Annotated in this window: 18 protein-coding genes and 2 pseudogenes; 12 read left to right on the forward strand and 8 right to left on the reverse strand. The window is 37.7% G+C overall.

Translation table 11 applies throughout. The features are described 5' to 3' along the window. Positions 1 to 329: 329 nt before the first annotated feature. Positions 330 to 992, forward strand: a complete 663-nt coding sequence (locus tag ACFINZ_RS00560) for a thiamine phosphate synthase (protein WP_375701113.1) — start codon at positions 330 to 332, stop codon at positions 990 to 992. 310 nt (positions 993 to 1,302) lie between these two features. Further along, positions 1,303 to 2,043 (forward strand): TIR domain-containing protein, encoded by a 741-nt coding sequence (locus ACFINZ_RS00565; protein ID WP_375636475.1) that lies wholly within the window; start codon positions 1,303 to 1,305, stop codon positions 2,041 to 2,043. A gap of 269 nt (positions 2,044 to 2,312) precedes the next feature. Here the strand turns inward: ACFINZ_RS00565 and ACFINZ_RS00570 are convergent, their stop codons facing one another. Together ACFINZ_RS00570 and ACFINZ_RS00575 are read right to left on the reverse strand one after the other, a co-directional pair. After that, entirely contained in the window at positions 2,313 to 2,600 is a 288-nt protein-coding gene (locus ACFINZ_RS00570; protein WP_375634420.1) for a type II toxin-antitoxin system RelE/ParE family toxin, read from the reverse strand. Next, the gene (locus tag ACFINZ_RS00575; protein ID WP_375636567.1) at positions 2,600 to 2,848 is read right to left on the reverse strand and encodes an antitoxin; all 249 of its coding nucleotides are present in this window, start codon (positions 2,846 to 2,848) and stop codon (positions 2,600 to 2,602) included. Before ACFINZ_RS00575 ends, ACFINZ_RS00570 begins: the two co-directional genes overlap by 1 nt. Before the next feature lie 406 nt (positions 2,849 to 3,254). On the opposite strand from ACFINZ_RS00575, the gene ACFINZ_RS00580 reads away from it, so the two are divergent. The 9 genes and pseudogenes from ACFINZ_RS00580 (at position 3,255) to ACFINZ_RS00620 (ending at position 11,071) form a co-directional block, all read left to right on the forward strand. After that, positions 3,255 to 3,656 (forward strand): helix-turn-helix domain-containing protein, encoded by a 402-nt coding sequence (locus tag ACFINZ_RS00580; protein ID WP_375634419.1) that lies wholly within the window; start codon positions 3,255 to 3,257, stop codon positions 3,654 to 3,656. A gap of 368 nt (positions 3,657 to 4,024) precedes the next feature. Next, a complete protein-coding gene (locus tag ACFINZ_RS00585; RefSeq protein ID WP_375634418.1) occupies positions 4,025 to 4,390 on the forward strand; it encodes a helix-turn-helix domain-containing protein in 366 nt (121 codons plus the stop codon). 342 nt (positions 4,391 to 4,732) lie between these two features. Continuing rightward, the gene (locus tag ACFINZ_RS00590; protein ID WP_375633431.1) at positions 4,733 to 5,776 is read left to right on the forward strand and encodes a tetratricopeptide repeat protein; all 1,044 of its coding nucleotides are present in this window, start codon (positions 4,733 to 4,735) and stop codon (positions 5,774 to 5,776) included. 603 nt (positions 5,777 to 6,379) lie between these two features. Next, positions 6,380 to 6,745, forward strand: coding sequence for a helix-turn-helix domain-containing protein (locus tag ACFINZ_RS00595; protein ID WP_375701114.1), 366 nt, complete (start codon positions 6,380 to 6,382; stop codon positions 6,743 to 6,745). 374 nt (positions 6,746 to 7,119) lie between these two features. After that, entirely contained in the window at positions 7,120 to 7,488 is a 369-nt protein-coding gene (locus ACFINZ_RS00600; RefSeq protein ID WP_375632054.1) for a helix-turn-helix domain-containing protein, read from the forward strand. A 630-nt stretch (positions 7,489 to 8,118) separates the two neighbouring features. Next, on the forward strand, positions 8,119 to 8,517 hold the full coding sequence (locus tag ACFINZ_RS00605; RefSeq protein WP_375634416.1) for a hypothetical protein: 399 nt from the start codon (positions 8,119 to 8,121) through the stop codon (positions 8,515 to 8,517). A 315-nt stretch (positions 8,518 to 8,832) separates the two neighbouring features. Beyond that, positions 8,833 to 9,251, forward strand: a pseudogene (locus ACFINZ_RS00610) (helix-turn-helix domain-containing protein). A 441-nt stretch (positions 9,252 to 9,692) separates the two neighbouring features. Further along, a complete protein-coding gene (gene efp / locus ACFINZ_RS00615; RefSeq protein ID WP_015856958.1) occupies positions 9,693 to 10,268 on the forward strand; it encodes an elongation factor P in 576 nt (191 codons plus the stop codon). 11 nt (positions 10,269 to 10,279) lie between these two features. After that, positions 10,280 to 11,071, forward strand: coding sequence for an inositol monophosphatase family protein (locus ACFINZ_RS00620; protein ID WP_375636486.1), 792 nt, complete (start codon positions 10,280 to 10,282; stop codon positions 11,069 to 11,071). 762 nt (positions 11,072 to 11,833) lie between these two features. Here the strand turns inward: ACFINZ_RS00620 and ACFINZ_RS00625 are convergent. From ACFINZ_RS00625 to rpmE, 5 genes and pseudogenes are all read right to left on the reverse strand, one after another. Continuing rightward, positions 11,834 to 12,208, reverse strand: a complete 375-nt coding sequence (locus ACFINZ_RS00625; RefSeq protein ID WP_375633436.1) for a hypothetical protein — start codon at positions 12,206 to 12,208, stop codon at positions 11,834 to 11,836. Positions 12,209 to 12,234: 26 nt separating this feature from the next. Then, positions 12,235 to 12,996: a hypothetical protein gene (locus tag ACFINZ_RS00630; RefSeq protein WP_375633437.1), complete on the reverse strand. Its 762-nt coding sequence runs from the start codon at positions 12,994 to 12,996 to the stop codon at positions 12,235 to 12,237. A 948-nt stretch (positions 12,997 to 13,944) separates the two neighbouring features. Further along, a pseudogene (locus ACFINZ_RS00635) lies at positions 13,945 to 14,191 on the reverse strand (ABC transporter); the annotation flags it as partial. Between the two features lie 120 nt (positions 14,192 to 14,311). After that, entirely contained in the window at positions 14,312 to 14,605 is a 294-nt protein-coding gene (locus ACFINZ_RS00640; protein WP_375642901.1) for an ATP-binding cassette domain-containing protein, read from the reverse strand. A 287-nt stretch (positions 14,606 to 14,892) separates the two neighbouring features. Continuing rightward, complete coding sequence (gene rpmE, locus ACFINZ_RS00645) at positions 14,893 to 15,114, reverse strand: 50S ribosomal protein L31 (protein ID WP_005774581.1); 222 nt, start codon at positions 15,112 to 15,114, stop codon at positions 14,893 to 14,895. A 187-nt stretch (positions 15,115 to 15,301) separates the two neighbouring features. On the opposite strand from rpmE, the gene ACFINZ_RS00650 reads away from it, so the two are divergent. Beyond that, complete coding sequence (locus ACFINZ_RS00650; protein ID WP_375697119.1) at positions 15,302 to 17,092, forward strand: ABC transporter transmembrane domain-containing protein; 1,791 nt, start codon at positions 15,302 to 15,304, stop codon at positions 17,090 to 17,092. A gap of 1,940 nt (positions 17,093 to 19,032) precedes the next feature. Here the strand turns inward: ACFINZ_RS00650 and ACFINZ_RS00655 are convergent. Next, entirely contained in the window at positions 19,033 to 19,446 is a 414-nt protein-coding gene (locus tag ACFINZ_RS00655; protein ID WP_375683948.1) for a hypothetical protein, read from the reverse strand. Between the last annotated feature and the right edge of the window lie 69 nt (positions 19,447 to 19,515).

A 19,515-nucleotide genomic window follows, 5' to 3' on the forward strand; every position in this document is an offset into this window, starting at 1 on the left:
CCCATAAAATGGTGCTTACCCTTATTGCCAACAAGCATGAACAGGATGAAATTTTAATTTTTAAGTATCAAGTTTCATTTTAAGCGTTTATTTTTTAAAAGGCAAAAGTTTTTTAAAGGCAAAAGAACGAAAAGCATCCATACGTGTATCACAGCAAAAAGGCGACATATTATGCTTAAAAACACTTTCATTTCTCATAAGCAGGCTCCCACACACCCACAAATCCTTTAAATTACGTGAAAATGGTAGTCACTTTCATCGCAAATAAGCATAATAGAATGAAACTTTAATTTTAAGCATTATTTTTCTCTAAGAAACAGGGATTTGACATGACAGAACAAAAAAATAAACCAATTGATCCACCTCTTTTCCCTCAGTTGATTTTAACACTTGATGTTCGGCGCAACACCCCACACGCATTATTGCAGCAAATTTTGCAAACAAAGTCTTTTGCATGCGTCATCCTCTATGATTCTGAAAAATTGAAAGATGATAGCTCTTTTTTACAACAACAAGCGCAAACTTACGCAGAAGATATTCAACATCATGACGCAGCCCTTCTCATCGCTGATGACAGCCGCATTGCTGGGCGCATAAAGGCTGATGGATTGCACATAGAAGATGATCTTAACGCTCTTGAAAGCTTCAAAAATCAGCAAAAGGAACAAAAAATCATAGGCTTTGGCAATCTACGCAATCGCCATAGTGCTATGCTTGCAGCGGAAACAGGTGTTGATTACCTGTTCTTTGGAAAACTCGGTGCTGATAAAAAACCCCAAGCGCACCCCCGCAATCTCCAGTTAGCAACATGGTGGGCAGAGATTATGCAAACCCCCGCCATTATCCAAGCAGGAAGCGATTTTTCAACCTTTGATGAAGTCTTAAAGACTGGATGTGAATTCATTGCTGTAGAAGAAGTCATTTTGGGGAACGACAACCCCTTAATACTGCTTAAAACAATGCAAGAAAAATGTGAGAAAACCCCCTTGTAATATAGGAGGAGAATTTATAAATAAAACGTTAATAAAAATCCAAATACTCACCACTATATTACTTATATAGAACACACAATAACAGATAAAGAGGATACCTCGAAACTCAATAAAATTGCTTAATAATTCAATCAAATTGATGAAAAATCTATCGTCTTGTTTTCATATAATATATAGAAAAAAGGATCATAAAAACTTTCTCGTTCGATGTCTTATAAAGACAAAGCATTATGATTGGGGAAAATGGTCATTTTCAATATTGGTACTGAATACCAATAGCTGACGATACAAATATGCAGGGGACATAAAAATGCAATATAGCGGAACACTTGAAGATCTTAAAAACATAATTCGCAAAGCTGGATATCAAATCAAAGAAACTAAACCTCTATCACATCCATCCCCTGAAGGATATCAGATCAAAACCTCCGAAGGAGGCACTACTAATTGGTTTAAAAGCACAGGAAAACTTCAAGTTCAAGGCAGCGCAAACATAAAACAAAAGCTAACAGAAGATTTAGCAAAGCATCTAGAAGAAACATCAACGATTCCTTCCTCAAAAACTGCTTCCAATCCTTCAAATAAAAAAATCTTTATCGTTCATGGCCATGACCATATTGCTCTAGAGCAACTTGAACTTATTCTTCGCAGGCTTGGTCTCGAACCATACATCTTAAAAAATACTGGTGGTAATGGTTTAACCCTCATTGAAATTTTGGAAAAAGAAGCTTGTAACGATTCTATAGGATTTGGTATTGTGCTATTTACTCCCGATGATATAGGCTATGCTAGATCTGACAAGGAAAAAAAAGAACAATTTCGTGCACGACAAAACGTTATTTTTGAAATGGGCATGTTAACCGCTGCACTTTCTCGCAAAAATGTCGCTATTCTAAAAAAACAAGACCTTGAACTCCCTTCAGATTTTGGTGGGCTTAAATACATTCCTTTTAAAAAACACGTAAAAGAAACACTTCCGGATCTTTTTGATCGACTATGTGAAGCCGGCTACAATTTAGATGCAAAAAAATTTGCTACAGCATCACGTTAAATTTGAATAATGCTTATGTTTATTTTTTAAAGCGCACGCCCAAAACCACAAGACACCCCACCACATTCCACAGACACACACATCCTATAGGCTCAAAGAAACGATCCACCCCCCACCCTTCTTCAAACAGCAAGCGATTGTGCAAATTTTAATGAAGAGACCGAAATTCATTACCATGGAAGAAATCATTTTAGTCTCTTTGATAAACGCGGGGCTGTTGTCATAATTTTGATGGACTTGCAAAGTTTAAGAGGCAGCCTCTCATTAGATTAAAGAAAAATAGGAAATTCACGTCGGGCATGTACTACAGCTACAATTTCGATTTGATTTGCAGCTACTTGATACAATATAAGGTAATTTGGATGCGCTACAATTTCTCGTAATCCTAATACCTTCTCACTCTGTCTGTATAAATATAGATGTTCAGCCAATGGCAGTACGGATGCTTCCAAAAACCTTTTCATTCGGCGCGCAGCAGATGGATTTTCGCGAGCAATATAAGTTAAAATCTGACGCAAATCGTCGCGCGCCGAAGACAACCAAACAACCGGAAGCATCACTTTTCCTGTTCAGCTTCAAGCTGACTGATTATAACTTCCATTTCAGCCATAACCTCATCATGCGGAATAGGAGGATATGGATTTGCAAGACTGCTCGCTACCTTATCGCGCAGCCATGCAGTGTAGCTGCTTTCCTGTTCAATGGTTTCGAACTCTGAAATTAGCAGAGAAAGGGTGATCTTTATAACATATGTCCTTTCTATTCCTGAATATTGAAGATAATTACTCTTGGCTATGTTGTCAATACTAGCGAATTGAAAATGTTTAACTTTTAAGCGTCCAAAGTTCTTTTGATCTTAAAACTTAAGGCTTTTTAACCCTCTCAAAAAACACGGGGGCTGTTGTCATGATTTTGGTAATCATTCCAGAGAGGTTTAAGAGGCAGATAGCCTCTCATTAAAAAACAAATTTTGTAAGTAAAAAACTATTTTTATTGTAAATTTCCTGAAATTACTTTATGAATTAAAAGATGTTTTGGTCGCATACGCAACGACCAAGAGGGTCTTGAAAGCCCGAAAATCTAAACATGAATTTACCCCACTTTGTGGGTATCCCGGAATTCCGGGAGTTTTTGCTATGTCCAGGTGCTTTAAGCACTAAAAGCAAAAAAAGCTGATTAGATTTCAGTACTTTCAAGCTCCCGGAATACTCATGCGAGGGCGCTCGCGACCGGCGGGGGGCTTTAAAATGCAAACCAAAGATCTTGATAACGACATTTTCATTGGCAAAAAAATTCGTTTGAGACGAAAAATGTTGAAGATGTCTCAAAAAACATTAGGTCAGCACTTAGGTGTCACTTTCCAACAAATCCAGAAATATGAAAACGGCTTAAATCGTGTCAGCGCAGGGCGTTTAATGGAAATTTCTGATATTTTGAATGTTCCCATTGCCTTTTTTTATGCCGATATCATTACAAAACAACAGCCCGCATACCACCATGATGAAATCGCATCAAGCACAGAGGAATATCTGCTGCTCAAAAGATTTAGAACTCTCACAACGGTAAAAAAGAAAGCCTTTTTACAACTGATCTCTGAAGAGAATGCAAGCTAATATAACGCGATAGCGTGCACTATTCAAAGTCCCCTTTGTAACACTTTATTGCTTGAATGCAAAACATACCACCCCTCCATTTTAAAAAACGACACGTTAAGAGACACTATTTTAATTTTTATTGTAAATTTTTTGAAATTACTTTATGAATTAAAAGATGTTTTGGTCGCATACGCAACGACCAATAGGGATTAAAAGCCTGAAAAACTCAAACATGAATTTACCCACTCCTGTGGGTATCCCGGAATTCCGGGAGATTTTGCTATGTCCAAGTGCTTCTCAGCACTAAAAGCAAAATGCTGATTTGAGTTCAGTGCTTTTAACTCCCGGAATACTCATGCGAGGGCGCTCGCAACCGGCGGGGAAAAATGCAATCTCAAAATCTTAATATTGATCTTTTTATTGGCAAAAAAATTCGTTTGAGACGAAAAATGCTAAAAATGTCTCAAAAAACATTGGGTCAACATTTAGGTGTTACTTTCCAACAAATCCAGAAATATGAAAACGGCTTAAATCGTGTCAGCGCAGGGCGATTAAAAGAAATTTCTGATATCTTGAATGTTCCACTTTCCTTTTTTTATGCGGATATCATTACAAAACAACAGCCCGCATACCTTCATGATGAAATCGCATCAAGCACAGAGGAATACCTGCTGCTCAAAAGATTTAGAACTCTCACAACGGTAAAAAAGAAAGCCTTTTTACAGCTGATCTCTGATGAGAATGCAAGCTAACATCACACGGATAGCGCACTATTCATAAGCATTCATACGTATTTTAAAAAGCAACCTCCATTGTAAGCATTTTTTCATTTTAAGAGGAGAAGCCCTTGATATAATAGAAGATAAGCATCTTTATATACGATAACCCTTCATCATTATTATTTTTAACAGAACTATTTTAAACAGTCTGTCTCTCGTCGACATTTATGCTACTTTTTTAACTTACCCAACCCTACCTTGAACCAAGACGAAAAACTGAGAGATAAAAAGTAATATAGAAATGAAATTCTTATACGGCTTGTAATGATGAAAAAAAAATGTGAAAATTCTGATCGGTAATGAGGAGAAAACACCATGATCAAGAGAAGCGTGAAGCTGCTTATCTTAGGCGTGATTGGGCTTGCAAGTTCTGCTGTAAGTTCAGCGGGAAACACTGAAGAAATCTCAAATTCTGAAAGCTCTTTCAATACGATTCAAGAAGCTTCAAACACTCAAGAACCTTTTCAGCCCTTAAAAGCTGGAGACTATGACCAAGCCTATGACTATTACATCCAAGGTTATTATTTAAAAGCTTTTCGTGAAGCACTCCGACGTGCTGAAAAAAATGATCCTTTTGCACAAACTCTTCTTGCCCGAATTTATATGGAAGGATGTGCTGTTCCTATTGACGGTGCGCGTGCTGCTTTATGGTTTGAACGCGCCGCAAAACAGGGGGAACCCCAAGCACAACTACGCTATGGACTTATGTTGTTTGATGGTCACTTTATAAAACAAAATCAAGAACTTGGTGCGCAATTCATTCAAAAAGCTGTCAAAGCAGGCGTCAAGGAAGCCTATTTTTATTATGGACAACTGCTTCTTTATAAAGCCTCACAGGAAAAACAAGCTCTCCCTGGTGTTTCTTCCCAAAGTCGTGAAAATGAAGCAATAGAGCAAGCCTTAAAATGGTACTTAAAAGGTGCTGCTCTTGGGGATGCTGAAGCGGCTTTTTCTGCTGCAAAAATTCTTTCCTTAGGCACGTTAAAGCGACCAAAAGATGATCACAATGCCCGCAAGCTCATGGAGGTAGCAGCTCAAAACAACCACTTAAAAGCTCAACTTCATTTAGCACAATGGCTTGTACAGGGGCGTGGAGGAGAAACAGATTTTCAGCGTGCTTTTCATTTACTTCACAGAAATGCCGTCAACATGATTGCACCAGCACAGATTTCCCTTGCAAGGCTTTATCGAGATGGCACAGGAACAAAAGGCGATATAATAATGGCAGCGGCATGGTATATGCTCGCAAAGGAGGCAAAAATGCAAGCTCCTGATCTTGAAATAATGCTCCAAGGCATGGACAAGACACAACTAGAAAAAGCGCACAAAGAAGCAATAAAGCTCCTTCCTGTTTTTTAAAATACTCCTCTCTGCTTCAAAAAGATAAAATTTATAGAAATTCCGGGAGATTTTGCTATGTCCAGGTGCTTTAAGCACTAAAAGCAAAATGCTGATTCGAGGTCAGTGTTTTTAGACTCCCGGAATACCAACGCGAGGGCGCTCGCAACCGGCGGGGGCTTTAAAATGCGAGCCAAAAATCTTGATAACGACATTTTCATTGGTAAAGAAAACGCACTGGTATCATTTGCTTAACAAACAATATCCAATAAGCAAAAGAGCTAGACTATCCCGAAAATTCCGCAAGCTCTATTTTTTCATTCTTTTTGCTTGGACGAAAAACACGCCGTCTCTTATAAAAAAACTATTTTTTATTGCCAAGCCTCCGAAATTACTTTACATATTGAAAGGTGTTTTGGTCGCATACGCAACGACCAATAGGGCTCTAAAAACCCGAAACCTCGTACATAAATTTACCCCGCTTTGCGGGTATCCCGGAATTCCGGGAGATTTTGCTATGTCCAGGTGCTTTAAGCACTAAAAGCAAAATGCTGATTCGGACTCAGTGTTTTTAACTCCCGGAATACCAATGCGAGGGCGCTCGCACTCGGAGGGGGCTTTAAAATGCGAGCCAAAAATCTTGATAACGACATTTTCATTGGCAAAAAAATTTGTTTGAGACGAAAAATGCTAAAAATGTCTCAAAAAACATTAGGTCAACATTTAGGTGTTACTTTCCAACAAATCCAGAAATATGAAACCGGCTTAAATCGTGTCAGCGCAGGGCGTTTAAAAGAAATTGCCGATATCTTAAATGTTCCACTTGTCTTTTTCTATGCGGACACCTCAGCAAAACAACAGCCCCCATACCCTCATGATGAAATCGCATCAAGTACAGAAGAATACCTGCTGCTCAAAAGATTTAGAGTTCTAACCTCGATAAAACAGAAAGCCTTTTTACAGCTGATCTCTGATGAGAATGCAAGCTAACATCACGCGATAGCGTACGCTATTCAAAGCCCCCTTGTGAACACTTTATTGCTTAAATGCAAAACATGCCACCCCTCCATTTTAAGAAACGACACGTTAAGAGACGCTATTTTAATTTTTATTGTAAATTTCCTGAAATTACTTTATGAATTAAAAGATGTTTTGGTCGCATACGCAACGACCAAAAGGGGCCTTGAAAACCCTAAGTTCTAGCGTAAAGATGAACCCACTTTGTGGGTATCCCGGAATTCCGGGAGTTTTTGCTATGTCCAGGTGCTTTAAGCACTAAAAGCAAAAAGGCTGACTAGAACTCAGTATTTTCAAGCTCCCGGAATACCAACGCGAGGGCGCTCGCAACCGGCGGGGGCTTTAAAATGCGAGCCAAAAATCTTGATAATGACATTTTCGTTGGCAAAAAAATTCGTTTGAGACGAAAAATGCTAAAAATGTCTCAAAAAACATTAGGTCAACATTTAGGTGTCACCTTCCAACAAATCCAGAAATATGAAAACGGCTTAAATCGTGTCAGCGCAGGGCGTTTAAAAGAAATTGCCGATATCTTAAATGTTCCACTTGTCTTTTTCTATGCAGATATCTTAACAAAACAACAGCCCCCGTACTCTCATGATGAAATCGCATCAAGTACAGAGGAATACCTACTGCTCAAAAGATTTAGAGTTCTAACCTCGATAAAACAAAGAGCCATTTTACAATTACTCTCTGATCAAAATGAAAGCTTTTAACATCATAATATAGGGCGCTACACTCTCTATTCTTGACTTGCCTCCCACCCCTCAAAGGACAGAAGCCCCTTCCCTATCCAGTTGGGAAACAATCCGTCTTCTCAGAACAGAACTCTTTTAGCTTCCCATTTTATGTGGTTCATTTCACAAGATTATCCGGACAAGCTCTCCCTCAAATATTCACCACACACTCTCATAAAAACATCACATGTGCAAAGTTTTATGTCTTATAGCACCACACCTCAAACGATAGTATTTAAAAAAACAGAATAAACATTCATACGTATTTAAAAAAAGATAGCCCTTAAAAAGCAATGCTTGAAAATTTTTTTGGTCGATCTGGAACAGCACCTAACGCATCATTTTATAATAGTGATCGAGGATATGATCTTAACATGCAAACGCAAAAAATTGCTTTTTTATCATAATCACTAAAAGCAGCTGTTTATTAAAATATACGCCACCAGAAGCACTTCAAGCAGCCTTTACAGCTGAAACCATTATTCATCGATTAATTAACCGATTGATTAGATACCGATATGTTGTTAATGTGCTATAAGTAAAGTTGCTCTTATTTCTGGAAGAGGAGCTTCGCAAATAAAGAGCAACAATAAGTAAGGGGAATTAAAGATGTTAAAATATTTATTGCTGTCACCGGTTGTGTTGGTGGCTGGTTGCGCATCTGTAGGCAATTATTCATCAAATTATGTTGATCAAAGTCTTACAAAGCGTCAGGCACAATTAGTCGCTAACAAATTTATTAGCGGTAACAAAGGGTTTTTACCACCCGCTACAACCACACTTCTTATAAAGAAAAATAATACAGCAGACAACTTTACTCCTTTATTTATCAATCTGTTGCGACGGAATGGATATAATGTGATCTATACAGATCAACCTCAAAAGCAACAAAATATGGGTGTGATTTTGAGTTATAGAATAAGATTAAATAGTAGCACTATAGTGTCTCTTTTTCAGTATAACGTGAATGGAGAGCCGCGTTCTTATATAAATACTCATCCCAGATGAACCCGCTATTTAATGTAAACATTCTCTATATTTTACACGTAAAGACTTAAAAGCTCTTGTGAAAGCCAAAGAGATTTACACCTCAATAAAAAACCTCATTTTTAGCCAGAGTGGATAAATTTTATTATAGATTGTAACAATACAAAATAGTGTAAGTTATAGCTTTAAGATTTAAAGAAAGAAAAATACTAAAAATAATGAAAATGCCCCATACCCTAGCAAATTATTACGCGAAGATATAAATGCAAAACTTGGCTTATCTGTGATTGAAGCGGCTGAATAGCTTTCTATATCCTGTGTAGCATTTTCTAGGGTATTGGTAAAAATCCTTATAACGACATTTTCAATGGCAAATTCATTGGCAAAAAAGTTCGTTTGAGACGAAAAATGCTTAAAATGTCTCAAAAAACATTAGGTCAACATTTAGGTGCCACTTTCCAACAAATCCAGAAATATGAAAACGGCTTAAATCGTGTCAGCATAGGGCGTTTAAAATAAATTGCCGCTATCTCAAATGTTCTACTTTCCTTTTTCTATGCTGATATCTTAACAAAACAACAGCCCCCGTACTCTCATGATGAAATCGCATCAAGTACAGAAAAATACCTGCTGCTCAAAAGATTTAGAGTTCTAACCTCGATAAAAAAGCCTTTTTACAGCTGATCTCTGATAAGAATACAAACGAACACCCTGTAACAACACACACCACGCTCTATCCCATGAGACACTCATAATAAACTCCGTATTCACATATTCATCACATATTCTTAATTAAAAACACCTCATGGTTTTAGGGAACTTATATCATTGCCATCAATTATATTATTGCCATCAATGATGATATTTTACGACACAACGGGATAAATTTCCCCAAAAATTCTAAAAAATTTTTGTGCAAATTTTTAAAAAGCTTGCGTCTGAGCGCTTTTTATGGTCTTGCAAAGAACTGAAAAGCAAAAATACATAAAGGTCCTTTTTTACTTAAGCTTTTCTCTTTGCAAAAAGCAGGAGAAAGCCCATAAAGAGCACACAGGACCATGAGAGAGCAGCAAGGTTAATCAAAGGGATTTTAGCCCGAAAATAACAAAAGAGCTTGACTGTTAAAGGCAGCAAAGAAAAGCGCCATAAAGACAACAAGAGAGTTCTTTTTGCAAGAATAGAATTGGATAGAAACGATGAAAATTAATGGCAATGAAATTCGCCCTGGTAATGTGATCGAACATCAAGGAAGCTTATGGGTTGCTGTTAAATGCAACGCTGTAAAACCAGGAAAAGGTGGTGCATTTAACCAAGTTGAAATGAAAAATTTGATTGATGGTACAAAACTTAATGAGCGATTTCGCGCTGCTGAGACCGTTGAACGCGTGCGCCTTGAACAAAAAGATTTCACATTTCTTTATCAACAAGGGGATGCTTTGGTCTTTATGGATTCAGAATCTTATGAACAACTAGAACTTCAAAAGGATTTTGTTGGTGAACGTGCTGCTTTTCTCCAAGATGGGATGACTGTCACAGTTGAACTTTATCAAGAAAAGCCTATTGGCATCTCACTTCCTGATCAAGTTGCTGTCACAATTGCGGAAGCCGATCCTGCCATCAAAGGACAAACGGTTACCTCCTCTTATAAACCCGCCATTCTTGAAAACGGGATTCGTATTCTTGTTCCCCCCTTTATGAATGCTGGTGAACGTATCATTGTAGACACCAATGAGTTGATTTATTTGCGTCGCGCAAATGAAAAAGATAAATAAAGGAATAAAAAATGGCCCATTCTGCAGTCATGAATGTCATGGTGCAAGCTGCAATGAAAGCAGGACGCTCGTTGGTACGTGATTACGGTGAAGTGCAAAATTTGCAAGTGTCTTTGAAAGGACCAGCAGATTATGTCAGCCAAGCAGATCGCAAAGCGGAAAAAATTATTTTCAATGAATTAAGCAAAGCGCGCCCCAAATTTGGTTTTCTGATGGAAGAGTCAGAAGAAATCATTGGAGAAGATTCACAACACCGTTTTATTGTTGACCCTTTAGATGGCACCACAAATTTTCTCCATGGCATTCCTTTTTTTGCTGTTTCCATTGCCTTAGAAAGCCAAGGAAAAATCGTTGGTGGTGTCATTTACAATCCCGTGAATGATGAACTCTTCACCGCAGAACGCGGGTGTGGTGCTTTTTTCAATGACCGCCGCTGTCGCGTTTCTGCTCGACGCAGACTAGAAGATTGTGTCATTGCCACAGGAATGCCTCATTTTGGTCGCCCAAATCATGGAACCTACCTTATTGAATTACGTAATGTGATGGCAGAGGTTGCCGGACTTCGCCGTTTTGGTGCTGCTGCTCTTGATTTAGCTTATGTGGCTGCTGGAAGAACCGATGGCTTTTGGGAAGATAACCTGCAAATTTGGGATATGGCTGCTGGAATACTGATGGTTCGTGAAGCCGGTGGTTTTGTCACCGATAAAGAAGGCGGCAACAATATATTTCGCAAAAAAAATATCATTGCCGGCAATGAACACATTCGCCTAAAATTAGAAAGAGTTCTCAAAAAAGGCATTTAGACCTCATAGTAAGCTCTCAAAAGGACATCTTTTTAAAAGACAATACGAGTTCCTCTGAATACTCCTCATCACGCAACCTATCTCATCAAATTACACAATATGATGAAAAAATTCAGAAAATTGTGATGAGAGAGCTTATAAAACTTCGCTTATCTTAGCGCTGCCACTCTTGATTTAGCTTATCCGTTAGTCGAGCCGAGAGCTTTTGGAAAAACAATCTAAAAATTTGCAACAGAACACCCCGTATACAAAGGTTCACAAAACCATCACCAACGATCAAGCCCCCAAAAAAACCTAAAAATACAATTACAGTCTAGCCAATATTATTGACACTGTTGTTTCCTCAATTCCTCTGCAAACAAACCAGAAAACAAAAAGAACCATAAAAACAAAACGCTCTCAAAAACAACAAATACACCTGCTGCAAAAACCTCCCCTACTCTTCTTAAGAAATCACCCTTACACAACGCAAAAAGATTGGCTCTCAAAGCCTGCCCTCTCCTCTCCCATAAGAACTGTCACTATGCCTCTCAAGAGTTTTTACCACTGCATAGCAACAGAAATTTCAGCAAATCCACTGCACTCCACCCTCCCCCTTCATTTAATCGTTATCCAAAATGCCGATGAAATTCGCACGAAATTTGTAGTAACAAAAATCCTTTTTCTCAAAAATCGCCGCCTGCATTTCCCTCTTTAACTGTTCTTGATTATCTTTAACTACCTCTTCTAGGGCATTTACCTTCTCCTCATCAAAGATAATCTTTAATTTTTTTGTGAATCTCCTATTCCAACGAGCTGCTCCCCAAAAATCAACCGGTTATCACATTTCTCATTTGATGATTTCAACCATCTTCTAGCACCTGATGCGTAAGCCTTTTTAAACGTTAGAGTCCCTTCAACAATGGAAGAATCTGGTCCCATACTTGCATCATTATCTTTACACGTATTGATTGTATCTTTAACTATGGTATAAGAGCACCCCTTATCAAAAGCCATATAGCCCTTTTTTACTGTTTTAATGAGCTTCTTATAGTAAATAAAAGTCTCTCTCACCTTTTTATAACCATCGGAAATATCACACAATAACAACAGCACATCCTTTTTACAACATAGTAACGGTGCACATTGATCAGACAAAAAATTCCTGTGCTCTAACATTTTCTCTATCTCTTTATGTCTGGAATTATAGATATGTTGTCCCACAAAGTATCTGCAAATTTTTGCTTTTCATTCTTCTTTTTAGATAGTTTTTCTTTTTGCTGTTTGCATTCAGCTATAATCACATCATCAAGAACGTACAACAACCAATGAAGCAATAACATTGTAGGTTTATAATATTCTTTATTTGTATGAGTATTAACAAATCCTTTCAGAGAAATTCCATTCTCTTCCATGAATTTTCCTGCTTTTACATAATATTGCTCAAAAAGTGTTGTATTCAAAAGATTATATATTTTTTCAATCTGCTCATCAGTCAGTTCTGTTTCGAGTGCCTCCTTATACAATAAAGACAATTCTCTCTCCCCTTGCGCACAAATATTCTTTACCAATGAAGGTCTGTTCCCATGAGCTTTCATGCCTGCTCTAGGATTTTTTATCTCTAGTATATCCCTTTCCCATTGCCTTACTCCCTCATCCCATTGCTCAACCCACTCCTTTGATATTTTTTGCGTTTTTTCAAAAAGCCTTTGTTCCCCTTCTGCAATAATCTTTTCATATATCTCGCACCCTCGAACTTTCTGTTCAAATTGTTCAGTTAATTGCTTGTTACGATAATTTACAAATGCCAGCATTACAGCCACCCCACAAAGCACTATTACCATTGCTACAATTAAAAAAGCCTCCTTTGAAAATCCCCAAAAAACCACAGCTGCTTCAAGGTGTATACAAGCATAAAGATGAATCCTACAATCTTCACCGCCCATTTAAAAATGAACTTGATGGTGACTATCATTCGGGAGTTATTAGTTTCTTCCTTTATCGGATTATCAATTACCTCTTTTATTTCTTCATCCATTATTTCCCTCTTTTTGTTTGTGTAACCTTCCCATCGACTTCTCGGTATTGTGTCATTATGTGTATATGCGATTCACGGGATACCACATATTATGTTTTAACAAAATTAGTATACAAAATATAGATAGTTGTATTGATAAATGCAAACGATTTGTATTTTATTATACTGCTATTGTGTTTTATACGCTTTAAAGAAAAGCCTTTTAAAACCTCACAATGCATGATCTATGAAATATGGGAAAAAATACTAAAAATCTTAACACAGCAAAACATAGCTGCGTGCCCTCTTAGCTCTGTTTTGTAAAATCGATAAAAAACATCTCTCAGCCCATTTATCGGCTCTTTTTCCATAAGCCGGCACCATCACACATTTTGCCACCCTCTAATATTGCTACAGCCCTTAAAACTTGAGAGGATTCATAAGAAGCATTGTTCTTTCTCAAGTGTTTTACACCATACAGACTTCCCCGCTTGATATATGTAAGAGACATGATTTTATTGGTTCATCATACATAGGTTTGAAATAAGAAAATTTATAATTTTAGAAGCTCTCATCCAACGTGCAAAACAATGAATTATCCTTATAAATCAACGTGACAGTGCTGTTATGAAGAGAACTCCTTGCTCATCTTAATAGTCCATAGCGATTTAACTGGATATCGTTTTATATTTTGTACACAGATGAAGTATTTTTATAAAAATGCTTCATCTTGCGCAGAAAAAAGAACAGCCCGTTAAAAAAGAAAAGCATCTCAATGCTTGCCTTTCTTTTTTCCATGAGAGTTTCAAATTAATAAGCCTGTCTGAAAAGAGTGCTGTTTACGCCCTTAAAGATACTGCTCTTGTATCAAGATTACTTACTCAGATGAGAATTGCAGTTTAGCCAAATGCGCATAAACATTATTTTTTATAATGAATTGTGTGTTCCTTCTTCCACAAAAGCGCCTTTATCCATCACGAGAATACGATCAGCTTTTAAAATTGTTGCCAAACGATGTGCAATGACCAGGATTTAGGATTTTGTATCAATCCTTCTAAGGTATCTTGCACCAACTTTTCACTGTTTGCATCTAAAGCAAATGTTACTTCATCAAGTAGCAACATTTTGATTTATAATAATAATTCATTGTTTTATATGTTGAATGAGAATCCCGAATACCGTAGGATTCTCTCATTTCAAACCATGTTCCATGGTGAACCAATCAAAACCATGCCTTTTGCACTTTACAAGTGGGGAGAGCTCGCGTGAATAAAAAAACTATTAAGAAAGGACTTAAAATGCCTATAATAAATTATCTCAAGTGCCAAGGGCTGTAGCAACATCCACGAGTTGGCAAATATAATGATGGTGCCGGCTTGCAACAAGAGGGCTGCATTTCTTAAAATCGCCAGTGCAATACCAATGCGTTGTTTTTGCCCCCCAGAAAGCATGGTACCACGTTCTTCTACTTGCGTATTCAAGCCATCTGGTAAAGCTTGAATAAATTCAAATGCATTGGCAGCTTTAGAAGCGGCCAAAATTTCCTCTCCATGGGTATGTTCAGTTCCAAAAAAAGAAGAAAAGTTTACAATTATTTTATTTCAAGTCTTTATACTCTAGGGAAGAAAGGATTTATGCATATATTCAAAATGATTTTTGAATTTAAAAACGCAACCACAATGATTTATAAGTGTTTAAGACCCATCTGTTTATGTCGGATGCGTTTTTGAATTAATATTTAAAGTGCACTCTTTGATAGGATAAAAAATCCATCCATTTGCAATCGATTTGTTTAAAACCTTTGTACCCCATAAAAAGGAGGCTTTTACATGCCAATATTACCAAAACGATTTTTGAATTTAGAAAGACGACCACCACGATCTACGAGTGTTTGGGAGCCACCTGTCCATGCCGGATGCGTTCTTGGATCAATATCTAGATTAAGAGTATCGCCTTCTTTTCCCCAAGTAGAGCGCGTCGTATATTGGGTTCCATCCGTCATAACAACGGTAATTTTATGATAATTGGGGTGAATATTCGCTTTCATGCGTCAAACCTTTTGCGTTTATAGAATGAAATAGCACTTATTTGTTTTTTTAAGTGCACTTCCTTTGTCTTTTTGATACATTGATTTAAAGTATTTATTTCTATAACTGAGCACGCATCAAAAAACAAGTGTTCAAGATACATCATTGTATCAAGTGTTACAAATCCAATACAGTGAGCAAAATTTTATGACATTACGTTATCGTTCAGAAAAATCGACAAAGTCTTCCCCTAAGAAATCTTCATTCTCTTCGCTTGCAATTTTTTTTCCCTATATTTTGCGCTATCGTTGGTTGTTTATCTTTGCTTTTCTAGCGTTATCTGTTGCTGCTCTTGTCACATTAGCTTTGCCTGTGGCTATCCGCCAAATGTTTGATCATGGGTTTTCTACTTCAAGCCATGGACATATCAATTTTTACTTTGGAATTTTGTTTATCTTAGCCTTGTTTCTCGCATTTGCTTCAGCAGCCCGTTATTACTGTGTTATCACCTTAGGAGAACGGATTGTTGCCGATTTACGGCGTGATGTGTTTGTCCATATTATGAAACTTTCTCCTGCTTTTTTTGATCGATCACATTCAGGAGAGATTGTTTCAAGGCTTCTAACAGATACCACACAAATAAAATTAGCTGTGGGCTCTACCGCCTCTACCGCATTGCGTCAGCTGATTATCGTGATCGGAGCCGTCGTAATGATGGTGATCACCAATGCTAAATTGTCTTTGTTGGTTTTAGCTGCTATTCCTGTTGTGGCCATTCCCTTGGTAGTCTTTGGACGTAAAGTTCGCTCTCGTACCCGCGCGGCGCAAGATCGTCTCGCAGATGCCAATGCTGTTGCTACAGAGCAGGTAAGTGCTATTCGCACTGTGCAAGCTTTTACCGCTGAAAAACTCGTTACAATACGTTTTTCACAATTGATAGAACGTGCTTTTCAAACAGCACGTGCTTCTGTAATCTTGCGCTCCTTTTTTACGGGGTTTGCAATTTTTTTGGTTTTTAGCAGTGTGGTTGCTGTTTTATGGATTGGATCGCGTGATGTTTTGAATGGAACGATGACAGGAGGGACATTAGGGCAATTTGTCCTTTATGCGGTTTTTGGAGCTTCTACTTTTGCGCAATTATCGGAACTGGGAGCAGAATTAATCCAAGCAGCAGGCGCTGCTGAACGGCTTGCCGAATTGTTACAAGAACAACCTACTATTGTAGCTCCTAAAAATGCTTTATCATTAGAGCAACCTGTTCGAGGTGAACTTGTTTTTGATCAGGTTGATTTTACCTATCCTTCTAGACCACAAGAGAAGGTTTTACGCTCGCTTTCATTTTCTGTAAAAGCAGGCGAAACGGTTGCTTTTGTTGGGGCTTCCGGAGCAGGAAAAAGCAGTATTTTTTCTTTGATCCTTCGTTTTTATGATCCAATAAGTGGAACAATTCGGTTGGATGGCATGGAAATTAATCGCCTTTCTTTACAAGATTTACGCAGTGCAATTTCCTATGTTCCACAAGATGTCGCCATTTTTGATGGAACATTGCGTGATAATATTATTTTTGGAACTGAAAATACCCATGAAGAGGAAATCCTTGTTGCCGCTAAAGCGGCTAATGCACTTGAATTTATTCAAGCTTTACCAGATGGCTTGAATACGCAAGTAGGAGAACGCGGTACCATGCTTTCTGGGGGACAAAAACAACGCATTGGTATTGCGCGGGCAATTTTAAGAAATGCACCCCTCTTGCTGCTTGATGAAGCAACATCTGCTTTAGATGCAAACAGTGAAAAGTTGGTGCAAGACGCTTTAGAAGGATTGATGCAAAATCGTACAACCTTGGTCATTGCACATCGTTTAGCAACAATTTTAAAAGCAGATCGTATTCTTGTGATGGATAAAGGCGCCCTTGTTGAAGAAGGAACGCATGCTGAACTTGTGGCAAAAAATGGCGTTTACGCTTACCTCGCAAAACTCCAATTTTCACCTGAGTAAGTGATCATGATACAAGAGCCGTATCTTTAAAGGCATAAACAGCACTTTTTTCAGACAGGCTTATCAATTTAAATCTCTCATGGAAAAAAGAAAGGCAAGCATTGAGATGTTTTTCTTTTTTCTGCGCAAGATAGAGCATTTTTATAAAGACACTTCTGTGTACAGAATGTAAAATGATACCAAGTTAATCTCTATGGACTATTAAGATGAGCAAGGAGTTCTCTTCATAACAGCGCCATAACGGTGATTTATAAGGATAATTCATTGTTTTTCATGAAAGATCATAAATACCATAGGATTTTCTCATGTCAAACCCTCATAGTAAGTCAAACAAAATCTCTTGCTTGCTCATCACAAGCAGAGTTGGCGTGTGAAGTGAAACGGTACAAGAAAGGAATAAAATACCTCTCTTGCCCCTTTACATTCTAAGGGCTGTCAAAACATTGGGGCGCTGACAAAAGAGTATACGCTGGCAAAAAGTATAATAGGTGCTCACTTGCTTGAGACCCTTATGCGGCTCACACTTGATAGGGTTCTAGGGACACAAGCTCTATCCTAAAGACTGACCACACTCTTTAAAAAAACTGAATATTAAAAATTTGCCCTCTCTCACCGCTCTAAACAATAGTGTTTACCGAAAATCATGACAAATTGTAATTCACAAATACACTTCTCTATTGCAAGAGTATCCTTTTATTCTCTTTCAAAAACACGAACACTTTTTGAATATTGTTTACAGATCCGTCTTATTGAAAAAGAGCAAAGATTTTTTTAGCACTTTTGGGCTTCTTATAACTTTTGTGTGAGAGCACATGAGAAACAGCGTTTATAATAAACTGGCTTTTGGCAAAATCGTAAAATTTTATCAAATTTATTGTTTGTAAATATCACCACGACCACTGTTCTGCTCTTGCAGACACGCAACCTCAAAACGACGTTCTCTTTACTCACAAATCGTCTCTCCAGCTCTCTCTTTCAGTCATAGCCCATAAAAATAAGGATAGAGTACTTCGATTAAACACCATCTTCTCACCCCCTCCAAGAGCCCCATATATTTTACAGCTCTCAATTTTATAGCCCCCCCTGTCGTGCTTTAAGAAGGCATTTTAACGATGATAAGAACATGTACAAAGAGGATATATCTTTAGGGTCTTTATGTTTTAAAGCTTGCACTAAATCATAATTTTTTTGTATAGCGAGCTAAGCGTATGCAGAACTGACACCCTAACCATTTCAAACCATTCAGCTGTTTCAGGAACAGATAAGCCAAGTTTTACGATTATATCTTCAACCACGAATTCACCGAAGTACGGAGGATTTTCATCATTTTTTAGCGCTCCCTCTTCAGTGATCCTCTAGATAATTAACTCATTCAGCATCTATACCAGAAAAGCGAAATATTACATGCTAATTTTCCTTTACATTCATTAGCCAAGCCCCCTCAAAATAACCTTTTAGTGAATAGAGCTAAAAGGATAAGTCTTCAAAACCATTTGGTGATATAGCTATATCAAGAGCACCTAAAATACGACTTAGTTGCTCAATATAGGCGATTTTCCCCTTTTTATCGTATCAGTCTTGTAGAAGACTTTAAGTCTTTTATGCTTAAATCAAAAAATTATAATTGGATTATATTGCATAAAGATGCTTTTTCTCATTTTTCCATTTAACACACGATAAGTTACCATTTAGGCACGATGAGAAGCTTTCCCCTTATATCATACATGTTAAAAACAAAATAAGCCGTTTGGGTATCTTAAGGTCAAGGATGCAGTTAGGCGCAACTTGTAAAGGGTTGCCTTGAGGCTTAAGGACCCAAGGCTTGTTAGTCCCTTCATTAAAAGCGGGTCTGATGTCATTATTTTGGAGAGCGATTATTAAGAATTTGAGAGGCAGACAGCCTCTCATTTTGATTTGTATGCAAACAAAGTGCACTCTATTTATTCAGGAAGAATAAGAATATACCCAGGAGGTGCTAAACGGAATAAGAGAGCGTCGTAACCCCACGCAGCAGACAGGAAGCAAATAGAAGAAACGCCTTCAAGAATTGTTAAGAATAATGCGTACGATATAGCGGCTTCATCTGCTGCTTCGCGGCGTTCTATAAGATATCCGAAAAAAAATAAAAAGCACCCTATTCCACTCACCGACCCAAAGACTTTTAATGCGGTATGAACCGGCCCACGTATGTTGAGCAAGATAATAAAAATTATGAAAGTAAATACTGTAAAGATCCCTTCGAATACCCCACGCACCATATTGCACAATTTTCGCATCATAATTGCAGAAAAGCTCTGTTCTGCGTATCGATTTTTTCTTTTGATGCTTGTATTCTTAGAAGATATACCGTCCACAACTCCCCCCGTTTTAAGCCAAGATGCTATGAAGTTAGTTACTTTCAATTATATCATCAAAAAATACAA

It is taken from the genome of Bartonella sp. AA81SXKL (genome assembly GCF_042196945.1).
Lineage (GTDB): Bacteria > Pseudomonadota > Alphaproteobacteria > Rhizobiales > Rhizobiaceae > Bartonella.

Excerpts from the sequence above, each read along its gene's own strand:
- ACFINZ_RS00605 (WP_375634416.1), top strand. The coding sequence starts at position 8,119 with ATGTTAAAATATTTATTGCTGTCACCGGTTGTGTTGGTGGCTGGTTGC.
- ACFINZ_RS00570 (WP_375634420.1), bottom strand. The coding sequence starts at position 2,600 with ATGCTTCCGGTTGTTTGGTTGTCTTCGGCGCGCGACGATTTGCGTCAG.
- ACFINZ_RS00620 (WP_375636486.1), top strand. The coding sequence starts at position 10,280 with ATGGCCCATTCTGCAGTCATGAATGTCATGGTGCAAGCTGCAATGAAA.
- ACFINZ_RS00590 (WP_375633431.1), top strand. The coding sequence starts at position 4,733 with ATGATCAAGAGAAGCGTGAAGCTGCTTATCTTAGGCGTGATTGGGCTT.
- ACFINZ_RS00650 (WP_375697119.1), top strand. The coding sequence starts at position 15,302 with ATGACATTACGTTATCGTTCAGAAAAATCGACAAAGTCTTCCCCTAAG.
- ACFINZ_RS00565 (WP_375636475.1), top strand. The coding sequence starts at position 1,303 with ATGCAATATAGCGGAACACTTGAAGATCTTAAAAACATAATTCGCAAA.
- ACFINZ_RS00595 (WP_375701114.1), top strand. The coding sequence starts at position 6,380 with ATGCGAGCCAAAAATCTTGATAACGACATTTTCATTGGCAAAAAAATT.
- ACFINZ_RS00560 (WP_375701113.1), top strand. The coding sequence starts at position 330 with ATGACAGAACAAAAAAATAAACCAATTGATCCACCTCTTTTCCCTCAG.
- ACFINZ_RS00580 (WP_375634419.1), top strand. The coding sequence starts at position 3,255 with ATGCGAGGGCGCTCGCGACCGGCGGGGGGCTTTAAAATGCAAACCAAA.
- ACFINZ_RS00630 (WP_375633437.1), bottom strand. The coding sequence starts at position 12,996 with ATGGGCGGTGAAGATTGTAGGATTCATCTTTATGCTTGTATACACCTT.
- efp (WP_015856958.1), top strand. The coding sequence starts at position 9,693 with ATGAAAATTAATGGCAATGAAATTCGCCCTGGTAATGTGATCGAACAT.
- ACFINZ_RS00585 (WP_375634418.1), top strand. The coding sequence starts at position 4,025 with ATGCAATCTCAAAATCTTAATATTGATCTTTTTATTGGCAAAAAAATT.
- ACFINZ_RS00600 (WP_375632054.1), top strand. The coding sequence starts at position 7,120 with ATGCGAGCCAAAAATCTTGATAATGACATTTTCGTTGGCAAAAAAATT.
- rpmE (WP_005774581.1), bottom strand. The coding sequence starts at position 15,114 with ATGAAAGCGAATATTCACCCCAATTATCATAAAATTACCGTTGTTATG.